The 21,435-nt window shown below is 43.4% G+C and carries 12 protein-coding genes; 2 read left to right on the forward strand and 10 right to left on the reverse strand.

The window, feature by feature from the left end; translation table 11 throughout:
- Nucleotides 1-69 precede the first annotated feature (69 nt).
- The 10 genes from SWP_RS07210 to SWP_RS07255 all read right to left on the reverse strand — a co-directional run bounded on the left by SWP_RS07210 (nucleotide 70) and on the right by SWP_RS07255 (nucleotide 17,025).
- Nucleotides 70-2,670: a beta-glucosidase gene (locus SWP_RS07210; RefSeq protein ID WP_020911781.1), complete on the reverse strand. Its 2,601-nt coding sequence runs from the start codon at nucleotides 2,668-2,670 to the stop codon at nucleotides 70-72.
- 65 nt (nucleotides 2,671-2,735) lie between these two features.
- Entirely contained in the window at nucleotides 2,736-3,449 is a 714-nt protein-coding gene (locus SWP_RS07215; protein WP_044555751.1) for a DUF6445 family protein, read from the reverse strand.
- A gap of 93 nt (nucleotides 3,450-3,542) precedes the next feature.
- On the reverse strand, nucleotides 3,543-5,036 hold the full coding sequence (locus SWP_RS07220) for a tryptophan halogenase family protein (protein WP_020911783.1): 1,494 nt from the start codon (nucleotides 5,034-5,036) through the stop codon (nucleotides 3,543-3,545).
- Between the two features lie 31 nt (nucleotides 5,037-5,067).
- Entirely contained in the window at nucleotides 5,068-6,084 is a 1,017-nt protein-coding gene (locus SWP_RS07225) for a cupin-like domain-containing protein (RefSeq protein WP_020911784.1), read from the reverse strand.
- Between the two features lie 44 nt (nucleotides 6,085-6,128).
- Nucleotides 6,129-6,884, reverse strand: a complete 756-nt coding sequence (locus SWP_RS07230; RefSeq protein WP_020911785.1) for a SapC family protein — start codon at nucleotides 6,882-6,884, stop codon at nucleotides 6,129-6,131.
- 37 nt (nucleotides 6,885-6,921) lie between these two features.
- Nucleotides 6,922-8,520, reverse strand: a complete 1,599-nt coding sequence (locus SWP_RS07235; RefSeq protein ID WP_020911786.1) for a tryptophan halogenase family protein — start codon at nucleotides 8,518-8,520, stop codon at nucleotides 6,922-6,924.
- A 281-nt stretch (nucleotides 8,521-8,801) separates the two neighbouring features.
- Nucleotides 8,802-11,759, reverse strand: coding sequence for a TonB-dependent receptor (locus SWP_RS07240; protein WP_020911787.1), 2,958 nt, complete (start codon nucleotides 11,757-11,759; stop codon nucleotides 8,802-8,804).
- A gap of 1,447 nt (nucleotides 11,760-13,206) precedes the next feature.
- Nucleotides 13,207-14,205, reverse strand: a complete 999-nt coding sequence (locus SWP_RS07245) for a LacI family DNA-binding transcriptional regulator (RefSeq protein WP_044555753.1) — start codon at nucleotides 14,203-14,205, stop codon at nucleotides 13,207-13,209.
- Nucleotides 14,206-14,245: 40 nt separating this feature from the next.
- Nucleotides 14,246-15,574 carry a glycoside-pentoside-hexuronide (GPH):cation symporter gene (locus SWP_RS07250; protein WP_020911789.1) on the reverse strand — a complete coding sequence of 443 codons (1,329 nt, stop codon included), beginning with the start codon at nucleotides 15,572-15,574 and terminating at the stop codon, nucleotides 14,246-14,248.
- A gap of 119 nt (nucleotides 15,575-15,693) precedes the next feature.
- Nucleotides 15,694-17,025 (reverse strand): GH1 family beta-glucosidase, encoded by a 1,332-nt coding sequence (locus tag SWP_RS07255; protein WP_044556326.1) that lies wholly within the window; start codon nucleotides 17,023-17,025, stop codon nucleotides 15,694-15,696.
- Nucleotides 17,026-17,462: 437 nt separating this feature from the next.
- Here SWP_RS07255 and SWP_RS07260 point away from each other — a divergent pair, with 437 nt between their 5' ends.
- Both SWP_RS07260 and SWP_RS07265 read left to right on the forward strand, forming a co-directional pair.
- Nucleotides 17,463-18,764 (forward strand): sugar MFS transporter, encoded by a 1,302-nt coding sequence (locus SWP_RS07260; RefSeq protein ID WP_020911792.1) that lies wholly within the window; start codon nucleotides 17,463-17,465, stop codon nucleotides 18,762-18,764.
- 100 nt (nucleotides 18,765-18,864) lie between these two features.
- Nucleotides 18,865-21,396 carry a glycoside hydrolase family 3 protein gene (locus SWP_RS07265; protein ID WP_044556327.1) on the forward strand — a complete coding sequence of 844 codons (2,532 nt, stop codon included), beginning with the start codon at nucleotides 18,865-18,867 and terminating at the stop codon, nucleotides 21,394-21,396.
- The last annotated feature ends 39 nt before the right edge of the window (nucleotides 21,397-21,435 follow it).

Consider the following 21,435-nt stretch of genomic DNA (forward strand, 5'->3'; position numbering starts at 1 on the left):
TGGGAAGGCGTTAATATCGCTTTAATATCTATAGATAATATTAAAGCGATAATAGGAACAGGGAACAGGTTATTTAAGGCTAAAAGTGTCTCGCAGATGGATGTAATCTAGGCTAGTACCAATTAACACTTCAAACTCTCCAGCTTCAGCTAGCCAATCGTTTGATTTTTCATCCCAAAAAGACAGGTCGCGACGGTTAAGCTGCATGATAACTTGCTTGCTTTCACCTGGTTGTAGGCTGACTTTAGCAAAGCCTTTCAGCTCTTTTGTTGGTCGTTCAACGCTGGCCTTTTTATCATTTAGGTAAAGCTGCACGACTTCGGCGCCGCTTACTTTGCCAATGTTGGTCACGGTCAGTGACACTTCAAGAGTGTCATCGAGGTTAATGGCCTTTTTAGAAAGCGTTATACCGCTAAGGGTGAAGTTACTATAGGACAAACCATGGCCAAAGCTAAACAGTGGTTTGATGTTTTGCTGCTCAAACCAACGGTGACCGATAAAGACGCCTTCTGAATAGAGAGATTCAACAGCATTGTAATCATTCAGTGCTATAGGCGCGGTATCTTCAAGTTTCTTAGGCAGCGTAAAGGGCATTTTACCGCTTGGGTTTACATCACCAAACAGCATATCTGCAACGGCATGACCGCCTTCCATACCACTATAGGAATTCCAAACTATGGTGGATGCTTTGTCGACCCATGGCATTTCTACTGCACTACCTGCGGTGATGAACACCACTGTTTTAGGGTTGGCGGCTATCAGCTTTGTTATCATCTCATCCTGTTGATTAGGAAGAACGAGATCGGCTCTATCGATAGACTCTCGGTCATCACTATGACTAAGGCCACCAAAGTAGATCACCGCATCGGCATTTTTTGCTGCAGTTAAGTATTCTTCTTCACTGTTAAATAGCTTATTAGGCGTATCCCAGCCTAGGGTATAGCCATCACTGCCACTGTATTCTATTTCGAACTGATAATCTTTGTCCTGTAGTAATGAGATATTCTTGTTGAGTACTTCGCTTGAATTACCATCAAACTGCAAGACTGAGCTACCATCGACTTTGATATTGATTTTACCTTTTGCGGTCACTTTTAAAGTATGTACACCGGATTTTAGCGGCTTTATTGCCGCTTTCATGGTGATAAATTGTGGCGTCCCTTTAGCGACTAAATTAGACGGTTTAAACTCAGAATCGGCTATCCATGACTCTTCGATAAGCTGTTGACGGCTTTCATCGGTAAAGTAGCTAATATTCCACGATGGCGTACCAGTCCAATGCCGAGTCGCTAGGTAATCGTTGCTGATTGGTGCAAGTTTACTGCTTTGAGCACGCATGACAGTAATGCTTGCTTTGCCATCTAACTTTTGTTTAAGGCCTTGCAAAGGCGTTATTTCATAAAGTGATTTTACCTCTGATGAACCGCCGCCTGAGCCATGCTTTTTATCAAGATTAGGGCCTAGGACGAGAATGTTTTTCACTTTATCTTGTTCAAACGGCAATACTTGGCGATCATTTTTAAGTAACACAATTCCTTCTTCGGCAATTCGTCTAGCAGCAGCGCGGTGGGAAGCAATATTACGCTGGCCTGCCAGGCGGTAGTTATCCATCATGCCGATGCTCAGTTGCACCCTAAGTATTCGCGAGACTTTATCATCGAGTGCGGCGACAGGTACTTTACCTGCGTTAATCATTTTAATCAGTGGTTGTGCGAGAAAGTAGTCTTTGTAATGTGGGACATCAGTGCCCATTTCAAGATCTAAACCATTGACAGCAGCGTCATAGGTATTGATATCTACATTCCAGTCTGTCACCAGCAGTCCTTCATAACCCCATTCTCCTTTAAGGATATCCATGACGAGGTGCTTGCTTTGGTTAGCGTTAGTGCCTCTAAATTCATTGTATGAACCCATCATGGCATAAACATTGGCTTGTTTTACTGCGGCCTCAAAGGCGGGCAGGTACACTTCGCGCAAAGTACGCTCGTCGGGTTTAGCATTCACTCCTGTGCGGTTTAACTCTTGAGTATTGAGCGCATAATGTTTAATAGTGGCGGCAACATCATTTTTTTGAATGGCTTTAATTTGTGGCACCACAAGCTTAGATGCTAAATAGGGGTCTTCACCTAAATACTCAAAGTTACGGCCATAGAGTGGTAGTCTTGCTAAATTAACGCCAGGTCCAAGAATTAGATCTTTACCGCGATGACGGGCTTCACTGCCGAGCACTGCGCCATGTAAGGTAGCCATGTCGGTATTCCAACTGGCGGCTACTGCGGTTAATACCGGTAAATAAGTTGAGTAATCACTTGTCCAATTTGCAGAATTCCAGCTATTACGCTCTATCTCATGGCGAACACCGTGTGGACCATCTGATAGCCACATTTCGTGGATCCCAAGGCGCTCAATAGCGGCTGTAGTGAATTTGCCATTGGCATGAACTAAGGATACTTTTTCGGCCAGTGTCATTTGTGGCAATAGCGTTTGAATTGTTTGCTCGACCTGATCTAGACGCTGCTGCAGAAGTGGGCGACGAGGTTCAACTAAGCCCACATCTTCATAAATGGTTTGTTCCACTTGAGTTTCAGCCAAGGCCATAGGGACTGTAACTAGTAAGGTTGAGATAACCAAGCAGCTAAGGGCTAATTTGTTAATAATAGGACGCTTCATTCTAAATTCCATATTAGTTTATTGAAGTAGTGTTGGTATTAATGCCGGTATTTTTGGACTCGTGGTTATTGAAAGTCGATAAATATATTGGCGGTAAGCCTGCCTGTGTCAGGGCTGCTATCGATATCCTTAGCTGAGTTTACTATGCTGGAGTGTAGTAAATTGCCTGGATATATCACTAGTCTGTTTGGGCGGTATTCTATCTGCTCGTATAAGTCAAAATGATGATTGCTCTGGTTGCAGTAGCCTTGTTTGGGTGCTCCATTTAACTCATTGTGCTTTTGTACTGCGTCAAAATAGGGCTGGCAGCGTTGCTCACTGATCCGCTCCCATTGAGTCGGTTTATGCCGAAAGAAACCTGTAGGGCCATGCTCATTTGGGTTTAAGTAATGCATGATGGCAAAGTAAAATGGCTTTGGGGTGTCAAAGTGCGGCATTCTTTGTAAGGTCGATAGCGCAGATTCCTCACGGGTGATCAGCGATAAAAATAGGCTTTGAGGCTTGAGTCGTAACTGCCGTGGAATGTGATAACACTGATAGATCCCTTGGAAGACGGCATCAATTACTGTTTTGGCGTATTCACGGGGGAGTTTTGCCCTGATCCCAGGATAATAGGAGTTTAGGTCGTCGTTAAAATCCGCCTCGGTAGTGGCATAAGTAATAATATCGTCAGTGCTTAAACTAAAGTCATCTATGATGACGACAGGCGTTTTCTCCTCGCCAATTAAGATGATTTTTGGCGTGGCGGCTGGGTTAACGCTAATCATATTTTGCTGCATTTTAATCTAACCCGCTTAACTATTTTTAGCTGTATTGTGTAAATGCTTCAATGTAGCCCTATGCTTTAAGGCTACATAGCACGACTCTGATGACTACATCATTGGCGATTTACAGTAATGCTGAATAAAATCATAATGGTGTGGTAGGTTGTCATTCTTGCGCTTGACCACACTTTTAATGTTATTCAAAAAGGCCTTAAGCTCTTCATCTTCCATCATGTCAACAATAGGGTGATACTGCTTAGGCTCAATGCCTTGGCCTAGCATCACCTGGATCCAAGAGCTTTCACCGAACAGTTCATTGGGGTACTTGTATACTTTGGCTGCAGCTGCAAACATCTCTAATCGATGGGCAAGCGATTCAGGTATTGGCATACTTGAGCAATAACGCCAGAACTTGCTGTCTCGTCGTTGTGTCACGTGATAATGCAAGATAATGAAGTCGCGTACGTTATCGGTTTCAAACTTTGTCTGTGCGTTAAATTCGTCAATATCGGCTTGTACTAAACCTTGCGCTGGGAACATCTGCATTAGGCGCACAATGCCCCGTTGAATAAGGTGGATGCTGGTGGACTCAAGAGGCTCAATAAAGCCACTTGATAGCCCTATGGCGACACAGTTTTTATTCCAGTGCTTGCGTCTGGTTCCCGTCTTGTATTTGATGACGCGAGGCTCAGTAAGTAGGTCGCCCTCAATATTATCGAGTAACAACTGTTTGGCTTGCTCATCGGTCATGTATTTACTGCAAAATACCAGCCCATTACCGGTTCGGTTTTGCAGTGGAATACGCCACTGCCAACCCGATTCACGAGCAATTGAGCGGGTATAGGGAACAGGTGTGCTGGTGGTCGTTGTTTGCACCGCAATAGCACTGTCACAAGGTAACCAATGGGACCAGTCTTCAAAACCAGTATGCAATGCATTTTCAATCAATAAGCCTCTAAAGCCGGTACAATCGATAAAGAGATCCCCCTCAACTAATTGACCAGAGGCTAACAATAGACTTTCTATTTGACCATCTTGTTGATTGAGGTTTACCTCAGTGATCTTACCCTCAATACGATTGATACCATGTTGCTCGGCAATTTTTCTGAGAAATTTTGCGTACAGTCCTGCATCATGGTGATAAGCATGGTTTAAGTCTTGATTCGGTAGTACTGCAAATTTGCCAGTGCGAGAGCCAAGATGTTCCGCGCAGTAATCACCAATTTCACTGGCAAAGCCTTTGTCACGGCCCTTTAGCCAAAAGTGTTGAAACCCAGCCGCCCAACAATCCTTACCTAAGAAACCAAAGGAGTGTAAGTAGTCTTGATTCTCATCGCGCCAGTTTTCAAAAGATATCGCCAATTTAAAGGTGGCGTTGGTCGCCGCCATAAACTCTTGTTCATTAATGCCGAGTAAGCGATGAAATACATGTAGAGTAGGGATAGTGGCCTCACCAACACCAACAGTTGGAATATCGTCGGATTCAATTAGGCTGATATTAAGGTTTTTACCTAATAGTTTTGACAACGCTGCGGCTGCCATCCAACCTGCAGTGCCGCCACCGGCAATGACGACATTTTTAATCGGCTTATTTGTATTCATCATATATCCTTAATCAGCGTAAACGAATGACTTAACGCTTTAATTTATTCTGTAATTCAGCGCGTAATTTTCGCGCAGATAACTCATCTATAGGCAATGACAGCATCCCTTGAGCATGCTCAGCAATATGGTCAGTGTCGTGCAGTTCATGTTCAAAAACATAGTGGTTAAACATCGCTTGCCACGCTTTACGTTGGGCTATTGGTAAGCTTCGCAAGCTTAAAATGGCGTGCTGCAGTGCATTAGTTGGTCTGCCCATATAAGCTGGCGAGTCTCGCCACCAGTGAGTGACTAACACATTAATCGCATCAAGTGCTTCGACATGGTGCCACCACATACTGGGAATAAAGAGTGCGTCGCCCGGCTCAAGTTCAGCAACTTGCGCTGCTTCTAGCGCTTGTTGAAACTTGGGGTACTTGTCAAAGTTAGGTGCGTGAAAGTCCACCATACTTATATCTTGCCCGCCAGGAGACAACTCCATCGGCCCCACATACAAGTTATCTATCTGCTCGGAGGGAAACAGAGTAAAGCGGCGGCGACCAACCGCCGAGCAAGCAAGGTTGTTAGGAAAATCAAAATGAGCGGCAATTCGACTTTGGTTACCGATCCAAACACTGGTTAATGGCTTAATATCATCTATTGCGAGTGGGTTGTCGGCTGCAAACCCTGGTAGCCATCGGTTAACTTCGGTAGATCCGACATACAGTGTTGGCGGCGTTTCGTCGTCTATATGCGATATTAGCTTGTCAAACACCTGCCTTAAATCAACCTGACTGGCTCTAAAGTTAAAGCCAGTGAGTTGCTCGTTGTAAAACACTCTACCTTGGTGCTCACTTTCACCAAAACAAGCCGTTACCGGCACGCCACTGTAGAACTGAAGTAAATAATCAATCGCGGCTTGGGTAGATTGCTTGCCAGCTTGCACGAGTGGCCACTCAGCAGCAAAATCTTTTAAGATCAGCGGTTGCGTCGACGATAATACAAACTCAGGAATATCACCTGGTTTGCAATGACTTATCTGTTTGACGCTCTTTTCGACTGCTAACATAAATACACCTTGTTCTGTAACCGCTTACATTAATGGACAAAAAACTACTGTTCTATCTGCTTGTTTTTCTTATCCAATAGTGTGCGGATGTTGGCTTGTGAGGCTATCGTCATATAGATGGCTTGCAGGTAACCTTTGTCATGCAGCTCAGCCAAATTATCACTTGAAAGTGTTTTTAGTTTGTCTTCGTTGACGGTATAGAAACCAATCATTTGATGCTTGCTGCCGTTATTTAGCTCAACATCTAAAGTGAAGGATTCCAGTAATTCAAATTTAAGTAGCGCTTCAATAAAGTTGTCGCTGTCTTCTAATCCGTTATGTATGACATCTAACATATCTGCAGCAGTATCGAGGAAGGGCGTATTACCACCAAACTCAAGAAACAGTGGTTCACCTTGCTCGGTGCTGACTCTTGGGTTATTGAGATCAATGTGCAGTACTCGTTGCATTTTCTGTGCGCCATCTTCCATTATGTTCTGACTACCAATCAAAAATGGTTGACGTCTAATAGCCAATGGAACGTAAGATGCCTGCCAATGACCGTTTTCTAAAAATAAGTTCTCTTTATCTTTAAAGCCAAACAGCGCCACAGAGAAGAAACGACCCGTTTGTGGATCTTTTTGGAAGAAAATAGGGTAGTGGGCTTGTACACTCCTAAATTCAACAGGGAAGGTCAATGAATACCAAACATTATCGCCATATTGCGCAGAGTGTTCGGTGATAACTTTAAGATCTTTATGTTTAATGCTGTTGAGCATGACGTTGTTGTTCGGCGTTTGGGTGGTGGCTTGTGCGGTCATTTTGACTCCTTTTTATTTTTTATAGTTGCTTTAGTCGTTATATTTTAGGAAAACCAAATTGATGAACTTTATCGAGTAGTGCTCTATTGCTTGGTAGTGCTGAAAGCAATTGATGACTACGTTGAATATTTTGTTGAAACAGTGCCATGGCCTTTTCTTGCTCTGCTAGCTTTATATAGCGTGGCGGCGCACTGTTAAAACCCATACCAAACAGCACATATTGAAAGCTAGCCGCTGGAAACAACGCCTCGGTTTCAGTGATATCGTAAGAGTAGGGCTGTTGATATTGCCACAGCGCTAATTGTTGCTGTAAAGACTGCGGTATTGAGGCTATGTCTCGATTGTCACGCCAATAATCGGAGTCGTCACGTTGACTGATGGCGTAATGCAGTTTGAGAAAATCGACCACCTGACGCCAGCGCTGTAAAAACTTTTCATTGAAACGTTTGGCTACTATCTCCATCGACTGGCGGTTTTGCGGTAACTGCTCGCTGATCATCTTTGCCGATTGCTCAATGAGCGCGAGTGCTGATGCTTCTAGCGGCTCAATAAAACCTGCGGCAATACCAACAGCTACACAGTTTTTATGCCAGAAGTGGGCTCTGTGACCAGGGTTAAATGTTATTTTCCTAAGCGATGCAGACTCTGCCTGTGATTTGCTTATACTCGATAGCAGGTAACTACGTAACTCGCTTTCAGCGCGGTCATCATCAGTGTGGCTACTGGAGTATACGTAACCGACGCCGCGGCGTGAGGGCAGGCCAATATCCCAAACCCAACCAGACGATTGCGCGGTTGAATGTGTGCAAGAGCTAATGGCGCTTTGTTGATTTTCATAGGGCACTTGTACCGCTAAGGCTGAGTCATTAAACAGTACTGACTTTTTTTCAATGAAAGTGACTTGGTAGTGCTCGCCGATAAGCAATGATTTGAAACCGCTACAATCAATAAATAGATCGCCGCTAATGGCGCCATTGGACTTTGTATTTACCGCTGCAATATCGCCGTTGCCATGGCTGCTTACAGATTCAACATGATCGACAATATGCTGCACCCCGAGCTTTTTGCTGCAATGACGCTGCAGAAACTGAGCAAATTTTCCAGCATCTAAGTGGTAACCATAATTAGCATTGCACTCATACTCAGGTGTAGAAATGAGTTTAGGTGCGCAGCCTTGATCGCAAAGTCTACCTTGATAAGTGACCGCATTAGTAAATGAAACTTGTTGTTTATGGGCTTGCCAATGCTTAGCGAGATTGATCTCGTTAAACTGACTTGGTAAAGAAAAAGGATGATAATAGCTCTGGCTATTGAGCGGGAGCTTATCCGAGCTTGCTGTCTCGGGTGAGTGTAACCAATCGATAAATTTTGAACCTTGCTTGAAGCTGGCGTCACACTCAATCATAAATTCGGTTTCAGAAATGCCCATTTTTTTGAGCGTACCGCGCATTGAAGGCCAAGTGCCTTCGCCGACCCCGATGGTGGGCACTTGTGGTGATTCAATTAGAATAACTTCGAGCGTACGTTGTGATGGGGTTGCTGCAGCATTAATATGCTCAGCAGCAATAACCCCTGCGGTGAGCCAACCTGCAGCTCCACCACCTACAATGATCACTTTTTTAATGTCGTTATTCATACTGCTCGACCTATTATTTATTTTATTAAGTTACTCTTTTACAGTGTTTATCAATATTGGGTTAATTGATTTTGTGGTTTGTTACAACTAATTAACTTTTGCCAATATAACCTTGCTGTAGGAGTAGATCCAGTCACTTTATGTATCAAGATTTACTTTGAAGGTGTAAAGCTTGAAGCCAACGAATGTCGGTTAAAAATGGCTTAATAAAAAGAATATTAATACTTAGATAGAAAAGAGAAGATGAAGCCACAGCATTGGCTTCATCTTCTCTATACGCTCTAGAAGGTGTATCTCGCGCCTAAGCTATAGCGTGCACCAGTTTGAGTCAGATTTAGCAGCTGCTGGTTAGCACGGCCATGGACTCGGGTATATTCGTTGGTAATGTTCAAACCTTCGAAAAATACCGTTAAGCCTTCAAGTGCTTCAATATCGTAGCTAACATTAAAATCGACTTGAGAATAAGCTTCTGTGTACTGTGGGTTTTGCCCCGTTCCTTGGCCGCGAGAGCTCAAGAATTCGTCACGCCAGTTGTAGGCCAGACGTGCTTGGAAACCATAGTTATCATAGATAGCGATAAGGTTAGCGGTATCACTGATGTTGGTTTCAACCGCTTGATCTTCTAGTAAATAGTTATTATAGCTATCACCAGCGTCAACCAAAGTGTAGTTACCTATCACACCGAAGCCTGACTCACCAAAGAAGTGCTGAATAGCAAATTCCCAACCATCAATAGTGGTTTTATCTTTACTGTTTGCAGGAGTATCTAAGTCAAATAGCAAGGTATTATCTTCGGCAGAGTTGCCTGAGATTATGCCGTTTGCAACATCAACAAATGGATCATTTGGATAGTTATCAAAAATCCACTGACGAATATTACCTGCATCGGTACCAACAGCTGCTACAGCAGCATCATATTTTGCTCCGTCCGTTGGGTTGGCAATGTTGTAGATATCAGATTCAACTTTGACATTATCGATACCGTTAACGGTATCTTTTCTAAAGTAACCCACAGACATGTAACTGGTTTGTGAGTAATACCATTCTGCTGACAAGTCGTAGTTTGTAGATTCAAGTGGCAATAGGCCTGGGTTACCCGTTGTACCACTACCACCTGCACGGTTAGCGAGTGTTCCAACAACGGTACCACCTTGAATAGAGGTGTAGTCAGGGCGGCCAATAGTCTCACTGTAGGCTGCTCGTAACATCACATCTTCAACAACTTCGATGTTGAAGTTAACATTTGGTAGGTAGTAGTCGTAATCACCTGTTTGAGTTTGGAATACTTGATCACCGGTAGCAACTAGCGCAATTTCCGTATCCGCTATCCAATCAGCGCCATCATAGCTGGCAACTGCAGAGGTCGAAGTGACATCAGTTTTCTCGTAGCGAAGACCGACATGGATGTCGTATGGCATGTCGCCAAACTCTGACTCAAAGTTATACTGGATATAAGCTGATGTAGACTTTTCTTCGGTATAACGGTCTACGTCCATCGCATATTGAGTCGATGGGCAAAAATCAGTACCACAATCACCAGCGCCAACATAACCCGCTGCAGTATAAAGCTCTTCTGCGCGGCCACGCACAGCATCAAAGTCCCAGAAGAATATGGTATCTAGTAGATCGAAGTCGCCGTCAGCATCAGCAAAGTTACCTTTGCTAGCATCAAACTTGTCATGAATAGTGTCAGCTGGGAACCACTCATCTTCAAAGTCTCCCTCTTGACCTACACCGCCCCAGTCATTTCGTTGAACGTTAACAGATTGAGAGTGGTTATTGACATCGGTCAGTGCGATACCAAAGTCAATGCTGCCGGAATGTTCAAACAGGTATTCACCGTCTAATTGGTACTGATCAATTTCTGATTTATTGCGAGAGTTGCCAAACACACTACCGGTCACACGCATGTCCGATGGTTTAATATTGTTGCCATTGCCGACAGCAAGTGCGGGTAAGTCTTTTGAGAAATCAGTGGCTGCGCTGGTACGGATAAAGCCGGCTGTACTGAGTGTATTGCTGCTACCGTAGATATGGTTGGGTTTGTTTTCTGCATCAGACTTATGCATGTCTAGTGTTAGATTTAGATTGTCGCTGACCTGCCAATCAAGGTTTAGCCCTAAAGAACCACTTTCGTTACGTACACCGTAATCACCGGCTGCCATAGAGACATCTTGCGGACTGTCGTAGGTTTCAGAATAAACCAGTGGCGATGAAACGGGGCCGTCAGTCCAAGTACTCTCTGAAGGCGCAAAGGTAAACCAAGCTGATACATCGTTATACTGCGTGTCGATATCATTACGCATGTAAGTGTAATCCAGCGTTGCTACGAGTGAATCAACAGGGCTGTACTGCAGTACCAACTGACCGTTAGTACGGGTACGTTGCTGCTCTTCAAAACGGTAAATGGTAGTTTGTGGCACTGAGTAGATATCGTCATCACCAGGGCGATTGACTTGATTATCTTTTTGTACGCCGCCCCAATCAGTAGTATTGTCAGCGCTACCAGGAAAGCTTCTCCAACCCGTGCCAACTTGGGCTTGTTGGTTACCACTTTCACGTTCTTGATAGCTGGCAGATATTGAGATACCAAATTTGTCATCTGCAAAAGTATTCGAATATAAACCTGAAAGCTCAGGGGTAATGCTGCCTTTATCAGTTGATGTATCATCAACCGCTTTCGCGCCAAATGTTGCTTTCAGACCAGGAGTATTGAATGGGCGATGAGTTAATACATCAATCGTTGCACCGATACCGCCTGTAGGACTTGAAGCGACACTGGTTTTTCTTATCTCTACACCACTAATAGACTCTGAAGCTATGTTGGCAAAATCAAATGAACGAGAGCCTGTCGTCACCGGCATTTGACGGCCGTTGAGCAGAACCAGGTTACGATCTGCACCGAAACCACGAACAGAGACTCGACTCCCTTCACCATTTTGACGGTCAATAGAGACACCTGGAATTCGTTGCATCGATTCTGCTAAGTTTGAATCTGGCATTTTACCGATGTCTTCAGCTGAAATTGCATCGACGATGCCGTCAGATGATTTCTTGACGTCCATCGATTTGACTAAACTGCCTCGAATACCCGTTACAGCAATAACTTCCATATTCTCATTGGCTGTGTTTTCTGTGCCTTCTGCTTCAGCGGCATAAACCGGTGCCATCGTTGATGCGCTTAGCACCAACGACAAGCTGGTAGCTAGCCTCGTCTTTTTAAATAGTTGTGGTTTCATCTCTTTCCCCCAAAGTCATTCAATCATAGTTTTAATCTTTCTCTAAATGTAAGCGCTTACAAAAAAGTATAAAAAAAATAACTAAACCACTTTGTAAGCGCTTACACAAACCTAGGGTAATTTGCGAACAAGGTCAACATTAATTCACCATTAGTTAACAAAAAAGCAACCTTGGTCGTGACGGAGTTGGGTGCGAAAGCATGCTGAACAAGGGATTGGTGTATTAGTCTTTATCTTGATATTAATTTTTAAGAAAGACTTCTATCTGCTTTTTTAGCTAACAGAGGCTGCTTGGGAAGTAACAAAAAAATATGTATGTTTATAGTGCTAAAAACACTGACAAAGGAGAGTGGACCTGCCTTTTACTTATCTAGTGGTGCATATAGCTTTCTTTGTGGTGAAAGGTAGTTATAACGGCAGTCTCAATAAGTAGGATTTTCTAAGTCATCAGAATAAATATTCCGCAAATTAAATGTAAGCGCTTTCATTTGGTTGCTTTTGTGCTTACACTGTTGTTGTCAGAATGTTAATTAAGGTCGCATTTCGACAATTAGGAGCAGCTAAATCAATCTTCCCAAGATTTTGATTATTTTGCTCCAGCTGGGAACTTACTTAAGTCTGTTTGGCATGGAGGCTAGGCAGCATCTTTTCAGCTTTTAATTAATCAAATATCTGCGTTACAACCAACTCACCACTAGGTACAAGCTTATTTAGATTTATAAACTTCTTTAAACAGTTCTTACAAGTGTCTTATACCAATCTGTATAAGACGTTGATCTACTCAGAAAGTTTTTGTCGAACTCATTCAAGGCCGGCTAATTCAAAGTGAGTCATGACACAATGGTTGTTCTCTTATTAATTTTTTCAACGTAGAAGTAGCAAGCCAAAAACACTCCTTATAGGCGGGTTTTATGCGTGAATGGACTTGAACCTAGTTTAACTATGTCCTTTATTCATTGCTAACAACATGGCCTAGTATGTTCCTGAGGTGCTTAAGGCATTCCCTCCCTCCTGAGAGGTCTGATATTGGCGGTACGAGAGCAAGGATCCTCGAAGCTAGAATCATGCAGCAGCGATTATCGAGAGTCACGCAGAAGCCGTTACCGAGGAGCATTTAATGACCTTACCTTAAAGCCGCTAAACTCTCGCTGAGGGAGCAAGTCTTAATACTGATTGTGATTAAAGTTAAACCAAGCTGTAAAAGTTGAGTGTAGAGCTGAAAATACTTGAATTCATGCTCAGCTTATATTTTTCATAAAGAGCAGAGTGATGTTGTTAAGAATGCGTATAAGCCTAGCGTCCTGTAGCAGAGAAGGGCGGTTATTCTTGTTTGGAATAGCAAAATAATGGCTAGTTGCAATAAAAAACCAGAGCGGTTTGTCTAAAGTTTGCTTTCAATAGCGGTCATAAGCAGTTAAAAGCAGCTTATGACCTACAGAATTAGTGATCAGTGAGCGAGAATGGAATCTCTTGTTATGAGCTTAGGTTCAAACACATTTTTAACTTCAAGATCGGTTTGCTTAAAAGTATTTTTAAGGATCCATCTTGCTGCCATTTGCCCCATTTGCTTAATAGGATAATCAATAGTGGTCAGTTTAGGGTAGATATACTGCGCCAAAATGATGTTATCGAAACCTATGATCGATAGCTCTTTCGGTATTGATATTCTATGTTCTCGGGCAAAAGTCATGGCACCTGATGCCATTTCATCATTTGCACAAATAACGGCAGTGAAAGGCTGCTTACTGTTAAGTAGATACTCTAAACCATCGCTGCCACCCACCTCTTGATAATCACCTTCATAGGTTAACTTAGGATTATAAGTGACATTGAACTCTTGTAAGGCTTTTTTATGACCTTTTAAGCGGTCGCTAGCATCCATCTTCCAGTTAGGCCCTGAAATATAAGCGACTTCTTTATGGCCTTGTTCGAGTATTGCTTTTGCCGCAAGGTATCCGCCGAGTTCATTATTGAGACTAATGCAGTTATCAGCGATTGCCGGAATAAACCGGTTAATCAGCACAATGGGCACTTCATTTTTAACAAGATCAACGAGGTATTCATCTGATACCGCTTCAACATGGAGGATCAGTGCGTCGCACCGGCGGCTGATAAGAAACTCAATCCCCTCTTTTTCTGTCTCCTCTTCGCTATGTCCTGCGGCAATGATGGCATGCTTTTGTGAACCTCGCAGCTCAGCTTCAATACCGCTAAGCATGGAACCATAGAAAGGACCGTGTAGCTCCGAGACCAAAATACCGACACTATTTGAGCGATTCGAGGCAAGAGATTGTGCAATCGCATTAGGCCTATAGCCTAATTGGTCCATCGCATCTTGTACTTTCTTTAGTGTCTTTTCACTGACCTTAGCGTTTTTATTCATCACTCTTGATACTGTTGCGAGTGATACTCCGGCTAGGACTGACACATCGTAAATCGTTGCCATATATTCCTTATTAAACGCCTATCGACATCATTTATTTACTTTACGTGTTTGCGGCATTAAGTTCACTTTGAATTTGCTCAACTTTCTTGTCATCCAAGATATACCACTTCATCACGACTGCAACCATTAAACTGCCGATCGCCGGATAAAGTGTGAATGATAGCAATATCCCCGATTTTGTTGCTTCAGTTTGTTCTACATCTGCTTGGTAACCATAATAAGCTAATGCCCAGCCAGCCAGTGCGCCGCCAAGTGCTACGCCGAGCTTAATGAAAAATATGATGGTTGAATAAACCATGCCAGTAATGCGTACTCCTGTTTTCCATTGTCCATAGTCGATGGCATCAGCCATTTTGGCCCTGAGTAAAGGCGTGGCCATATCAAGGAAAAACTTCCACAAGAAGAATGCGATAAAGGCCATTATTACCTGATCGGCGGCAATAAAATAGCTCATAATACAGATAATGGCTGCAATAACTTGTAGCCCGATATAAGCCTTTATTTTACACATTTTCTTTGCAAGTACTTGCGCTAATGCACAACCGAGCATACTTCCGACCATCCCAGTGGTCATAAAGGCGGTAATGAGCTCTTCTCTTAACAGGAAGTATTTAACGTAATAAACGGCGAGGGTGAATTTAAGCACCTGACCGGTCAACAGAAATATACCTGTAATACATAAAATTCTAGCTTGGTCATTCTGCCAAAGATGTTTAATCTCCACCCAAAAGTTAGCCTTCTGCGTCTTAGGTGCGCTAATCCGCTCTTTAGTTCCTAAAAAACAAAGCAGAAACAACACCACCCCAAAAAGGCTCATGGCGGTCATGGTTAGTTGATAACCTTTGGCTGAATCTCCGCTACCGAACCACTCGACTAATGGCAGGGTACAAGAAGCGACAATTACGCCACCGAGCATGGCAAATACAAATCGATAAGACTGGACTGATACTCGCTCAGAGGGTTTTGCAGTAAGCACTCCACCTAAGGCGCAGTAAGGAATATTAATGGCTGTATAAACCATCATCAGCAATGTATAGGTCACAAAAGCATAGATAAGCTTATTGCTGTCACTGAGATCGGGGGTAGTAAATGCCAATACACTGATAAGCCCGAATGGAATGGCAAGCCAGAGTAAGTAAGGGCGGAACTGGCCCCAGCGAGTGCGGGTTCTATCGGCGAGAGAGCCCATAAGCGGATCGGTAATCGCATCAAAAATACGCACGACTAAAAATAGTGTACCCACTGCAGCGGGTGATAAACCGACGACATCGGTATAGAAAATGAGTAGAAACATCATCACGGTTTGAAAAATGATGTTACTTGCCGTATCGCCTAAACCATAGGCAATTTTCTCTTTTACTTTAAGCATGGTAGCCTCATTATTTTTATTCTTTTTCGGTGCTTGCTTAACTAACCTCTCTACTCGTTAATAAATTGCAGCAGAGAAGTTAGAGAATGTAAGCTTTTTGAGTCTGATTTTAAAGCTTGTTATGCTCGGAGACTGATAAAATCTCGATAAGCTTTAGCACTGTTTTTCAGTGTGCGTTGTTGAGTCAGGTAATCAACGTAGACGATACCAAAGCGCTTTAAGTAGCCTTCCGCCCACTCAAAGTTATCCATTAAACTCCATGCAAAATAGCCTCTAATATCGACGCCGGCTTCGATGGCGTCGTTTACGGCATTTAAGTGCTGATGGTAATACTGAGTGCGATCTTCGTCTGCAACGCTGCCATCTTGGAGTTTGTCATCCATGGCGGCACCATTTTCGGTGATGTAAAGTGGTGGCAGAGGATACAAATCGTTTAATGACACGAGCAGCTCAGATAGAGCTTTAGGGTAGATTTCCCAGCCAATATCGGTATGGGGCACATCAGGCACTGTGACTTGCTCAAACTGGTTTTCAGCACTAGCTTTATAAACTGCACGGGTATAGAAGTTAACGCCCATGAAGCCTAATGGTTGGCCAATTATCTCCATGTCACCAGGCTCTATTTGCGGCAACTCTTCTGCAGGTAGGTTCTCAATGATACTTGGATAGCGCTTGTCAAAAAGTGGCTTTATGTACCATTGATTAAAATGGGCGTCAGCAATATTGCTGGCATTAAGATCTTGCAGCGAATTTGACTGTGGATAGCATGGCGTAAAATTGAGCACTATGCCATTTAGCGCATTAGGGCTATTTTTTTGCAGTACTTGCATTGCTAAACCATGAGCAAGCAGTAAATGATGCGCCGCTTTTTTCCCGAAAGAGCGACTCTTTAAACCTGGCGCATGAATACCCGCTTCATAACCCAAATAGGCGCTACAAAAAGGCTCGTTAAGTGTGGCGTATGAATGAACTCGGTCGCCAAATGCTGTTGATATTAGATCAGCGTAATCTCGAAATTTATAGGCTGTATCTCGGTTTAGCCAACCACCATTATCCTCAAGGTGTTGCGGTAAGTCCCAATGATATAGTGTCACAAAAGGTTTAATGCCTTTTTCGATTAACCTATCTAATAACCCGATGTAGAAATCAACGCCCTGTTGATTAAGTGTACCTTCTACAGTGATAACGCGTGGCCAAGAGATAGATAGACGATAAGCGTCTACGTTCAAAGACTCTATTAGAGCCACATCTTGTTGCCACAAATTGTAATGATCACAGGCTATTGCACCGTCGGAGTTATCTCTGATCTTATTAGGCGTATTGCAAAAAGTATCCCAGATACAGGGAAGGCGTGAATCAATACCACCTTCAATCTGAAATGAGGCGGTGGCGACTCCAAACAAAAAGTCACGCTTTTGCATTTTTGAATTGAAAGGCAAAGAAATCTTCATGGCGATATTAGTCATTTCCTAATAGTGACAAAAAATACAGCGCAATCATTAACGTCATTAGCCTGAAGCATTATGCAGTCAAATAACATGATTGAGCCTAATAAGTCATTACTGTCATTCACTATTGGCCGATAAGCAGCAAGATTTCAGGCGAAGAAAATTGCAATATCAACAAACACTGTAGTAATGAAAGCGCTTACATTAAATGTTAACAGAACAGTTGATCTTCGTTGTGTTTGTGTTATAAATGAAAGCGCTTACATTGAGATTAGAGCGTAACAGAAAAAAGGTCAACACATTTATTTAACACGTTTGCCACGATGTTACCGCTAGACAGTAGAGAGGCAGGTTAGCTTGTATAAACGGCGAGACTGCTTAAATAACCGATATTGTAGCGATACTGGCTACACGCATAATAAGACTTATAAGGGGTGTATATGGCTAGTTCGCCAATGATGTCAGATAACAGTAGCTTGAATGAATCTAGAGGTACTGAAAAGCAAACATTCGCGTTGGTGTCGCTAACGTCGTTGTTTTTCATGTGGGGATTTATTACTTGTTTAAATGACATTCTAATTCCTCATTTAAAAGCTGTTTTTTCACTGAATTACACAGAAGCAATGCTGATCCAGTTTTGCTTTTTTGGTGCCTACTTCTTGGTCTCGATGCCTGCTGGTTACTTAGTGAAAAAAATAGGTTATCAGCGAGGTATTGTCACAGGACTTGTTATTGCTAGTTTTGGTTGTGCATTGTTTTATCCTGCAGCAGATCAAGCTGTTTACGGGCTGTTTCTTGGCGCACTGTTTGTTTTAGCCTCGGGAATTACTATTTTGCAAGTAGCTGCTAACCCCTATGTTAACGCATTAGGCACTGCTGAAACCGCATCGAGTCGCCTTAACTTAACTCAAGCATTTAACGCTCTAGGCACGACAGTCGCGCCTTATTTTGGCGCCGTGCTTATTCTATCTGTGGCGGCAGGAGCTGGCAGTGAACTGAGTCATGCTCAAGCTGAGGCGGAGCAGGTTAAGCTGCCATATCTGTTGTTATCCGGAATGCTTGCCACGCTTGCGGTGATTTTCTCAAAACTTAAATTGCCGGTTATTGAAGGTCATGGAGAGGTGCGTTCAGATGGCAAGCCTGTTGAGTATTTAGGAAAAACCAATGCCATTGGTCATCGTCATCTTGCGCTAGGTGCATTAGCTATTTTTGTATATGTTGGCGCAGAAGTATCAATTGGTAGTTTCCTGGTCAGCTTTTTAGGCGAATCAAATATCGCTGCTATGGAGGAGGCTGAAGCGGCGAAATACATTACCTATTACTGGGGGGGCGCGATGATAGGGCGCTTTATTGGTTCAGCTGTGATGCAAAAAATCCCTGCAGGAAAAGTGCTGGGTTTTAACGCAACCATGGCGGCACTGTTAGTGTGTGTGGCTATTGCGAGTTCTGGTGCAACAGCCATGTACGCCATACTCGCAGTTGGTTTGTTTAATTCTATTATGTTCCCGACAATTTTTAGCTTAGCCCTGCAAAATTTAGGGCCGCACACCTCACAAGGTTCAGGTTGGTTGTGTCTGGCCATTGTTGGTGGTGCGATAGTACCGTTGCTGCAAGGTGTGTTAGCGGATGTTCTTGGCATTCAGTTGGCTTTTTTCTTACCTGTACTGTGCTATGGCTATATTTTGTTCTATGGTCTTAAAGGAAGCCAAGTAGAGTTGGTTTCTAGCAAGGAGCACGTGTAATGGTAAGTCTATTCTTTAGCGAGTTAACTCTCCATTCATGCCACTTAAAGGGAATTAATTAATGACTAACAATAAATTTAATCAGCATTCAGATGTCGCTATGCTAACAAAGTCGAAATTTAGCTTACTGGTATCGGCGTTGATTTTATCAAGTGTGACAGCTTGTTCGTTAAAAGAGGTTGAGCCTGTTGAGCAACGTGATGCCTCTGTGGTGTGGCCTAAATTACAACTAGAAGTACAGCCAAATGCGGAGATGGAGCAAAAAATAGCGACAATGGTCAGTGGAATGACCTTGAAGCAAAAAGTGGCGCAGATGATCCAGCCTGAGATCCGCGATATTACAGTTGAGGATATGCGCGCTTATGGCTTTGGTTCTTACCTTAATGGTGGCGGCGCTTTTCCTAATGATGATAAGCATGCCACTCCAAGTGACTGGATAGCATTGGCTGAGGCTATATACCAAGCATCGGTCGATGACTCTATTGATGGTTCTACCATTCCGACAATGTGGGGCACCGATGCCGTTCATGGGCATAATAATGTAATAGGGGCGACGCTATTCCCGCACAATATTGGTCTTGGCGCGACTAACAATCCAGAGCTCATTGAACAGATTGCGGCTATCACTGCCAAAGAGGTGATGGTTACGGGGATCGATTGGGTATTTGCTCCAACTGTCGCTGTGGTACGTGATGACAGATGGGGGCGTACTTATGAGGGCTACTCTGAAGATCCTGAAATTGTTGGTGCCTACGCAGCCTCTATTGTAAGAGGGTTACAAGGTGCCGCAGATGAAGATTTTCTTGGGGATGAAAGAGTGATATCAACGGTAAAGCATTTCTTAGGAGATGGCGGCACGATTGATGGTATCGATCAAGGCGACAATATCGCAACGGAGCAAGCGCTATTTGATCTTCATGCCCAGGGTTACGTTAGTGGGCTCTCTGTGGGTGCACAGACTGTAATGGCATCTTTTAATAGCTGGCACGGGGTTAAAAATCACGCTAACAAATATCTTTTGACCAATGTGCTCAAAGACCAGATGGGTTTTGACGGCTTTGTGGTTGGCGATTGGAATGGTCATGGCCAAATCCCTGGTTGCAGTAATGATAATTGCCCACAAACCATTAATGCGGGACTTGATGTTTATATGGTGCCTACGGCAGCCTGGAAACTGCTTTTTGAAAATACCGTTGCCCAAGTCGAGAGCGGTGAGATCCCAATGGCGAGAGTGGATGACGCAGTAACGCGCATACTTAGGGTCAAAATGCGTGCGGGTTTGTTTGATAAACCAAGCCCTGCAAATCGAACATTATCAGGTAAAACTGAACTTATTGGTGCAAAAGCTCACCGTGTAGTGGCGAGGCAAGCTGTTCGAGAGTCTTTGGTTCTACTGAAAAATAATGACAATATTTTGCCGTTATCACCTAAACAAACAGTACTTGTTGCTGGTGATGCTGCAGATAATATCGGTAAGCAATCTGGTGGTTGGACAATTACTTGGCAAGGCACCAATAACACCAACGCAGATTTTCCTGGTGGCAGCTCAATCTATGATGGGATTAAAGCTCAAGTAGAAAGTGCGGGCGGAAAAACCATTTTTAATGTTTCTGGGGATTATGCGGTTAAACCGGATGTAGCAATCGTGGTTTTTGGTGAAGAGCCCTATGCCGAAGGCAATGGCGATATTGATAACTTGGAGTATCAACGTGGTAATAAACGTGATTTAGCCTTATTGCAAAAGCTAAAAGCGCAAGGTGTTCCGGTTGTAGCTGTGTTTATCAGTGGCAGACCTATGTGGGTTAATGCTGAGTTAAATGCATCAGATGCTTTTGTCGCGGCTTGGTTACCTGGTAGTGAAGGTAAGGCTGTTGCTGATGTGATATTTGCTGATGTTGATAATCAAGTGCAATTTGATATGACCGGCAAGCTGTCTTTTTCATGGCCAAACAGTCCCACTCAAACGGTCGTAAATCGTTTTGATGATGACTACCTGCCGTTGTTTCCTTATGGCTTTGGATTAAGCTACGGCGATGAAACTGAGCTCGCATTATTGGATGAAGTTGCCGAGCTGAGTAATGATGAGTCACAAAGCATTGCCATTTTCACTCGCTCAGTACAAGCGCCTTGGGTAATGTCGATAGGCAGTGATAATGAGCAGATAGCAGTGACTAGCAGTGTGCTGCAGGGCGAAACCGTCTATTTACGTACTGTTGATAAAGTGGTGCAGGAAGATGCAAGGCGAATAGAGTTTAATGGTAAAGGTGCTGGTTTTGTTCGATTTGGCAGTAACTTCCCAAGAGATCTAAGAGCTGCAATTGAATCTAACTCTGCGCTGTCTTTTGAGGTGAAACTCGATAGCTACATTAATGATGAAATCTATATCTCTATGGGCTGTGATATCCAATGTGGTAAGCCGCTAAATATCACCGCTTTACTCGCTGAACAACCAAAAAACAGTTGGCAAACCGTTAGTATTGATTTGAAGTGCTTTAGTGACACTGGGGTGGACTTTTCGAGGGTTAACTCACCATTCTCTCTGTCAACGCAGGGGAAGCTAACGATGAGTATTGCTGATATAGCCTTACTGCCGCGAGCTGACAATCAACAAGCGAGCATTGAGTGTCAGTGATTTGAGCTAGATAAGCCATCTTCTTGCAAGAGGGTGGCG

Source organism: Shewanella piezotolerans WP3 (genome assembly GCF_000014885.1).
GTDB lineage: Bacteria > Pseudomonadota > Gammaproteobacteria > Enterobacterales > Shewanellaceae > Shewanella > Shewanella piezotolerans.

Bases quoted from the DNA above. Each gene is read 5' to 3' on its own strand.
- SWP_RS07210 (WP_020911781.1), bottom strand. From the start codon at position 2,670: ATGAAGCGTCCTATTATTAACAAATTAGCCCTTAGCTGCTTGGTTATC.
- SWP_RS07215 (WP_044555751.1), bottom strand. From the start codon at position 3,449: ATGCAGCAAAATATGATTAGCGTTAACCCAGCCGCCACGCCAAAAATC.
- SWP_RS07220 (WP_020911783.1), bottom strand. From the start codon at position 5,036: ATGAATACAAATAAGCCGATTAAAAATGTCGTCATTGCCGGTGGCGGC.
- SWP_RS07225 (WP_020911784.1), bottom strand. From the start codon at position 6,084: ATGTTAGCAGTCGAAAAGAGCGTCAAACAGATAAGTCATTGCAAACCA.
- SWP_RS07230 (WP_020911785.1), bottom strand. From the start codon at position 6,884: ATGACCGCACAAGCCACCACCCAAACGCCGAACAACAACGTCATGCTC.
- SWP_RS07235 (WP_020911786.1), bottom strand. From the start codon at position 8,520: ATGAATAACGACATTAAAAAAGTGATCATTGTAGGTGGTGGAGCTGCA.
- SWP_RS07240 (WP_020911787.1), bottom strand. From the start codon at position 11,759: ATGAAACCACAACTATTTAAAAAGACGAGGCTAGCTACCAGCTTGTCG.
- SWP_RS07245 (WP_044555753.1), bottom strand. From the start codon at position 14,205: ATGGCAACGATTTACGATGTGTCAGTCCTAGCCGGAGTATCACTCGCA.
- SWP_RS07250 (WP_020911789.1), bottom strand. From the start codon at position 15,574: ATGCTTAAAGTAAAAGAGAAAATTGCCTATGGTTTAGGCGATACGGCA.
- SWP_RS07255 (WP_044556326.1), bottom strand. From the start codon at position 17,025: ATGAAGATTTCTTTGCCTTTCAATTCAAAAATGCAAAAGCGTGACTTT.
- SWP_RS07260 (WP_020911792.1), top strand. From the start codon at position 17,463: ATGGCTAGTTCGCCAATGATGTCAGATAACAGTAGCTTGAATGAATCT.
- SWP_RS07265 (WP_044556327.1), top strand. From the start codon at position 18,865: ATGCTAACAAAGTCGAAATTTAGCTTACTGGTATCGGCGTTGATTTTA.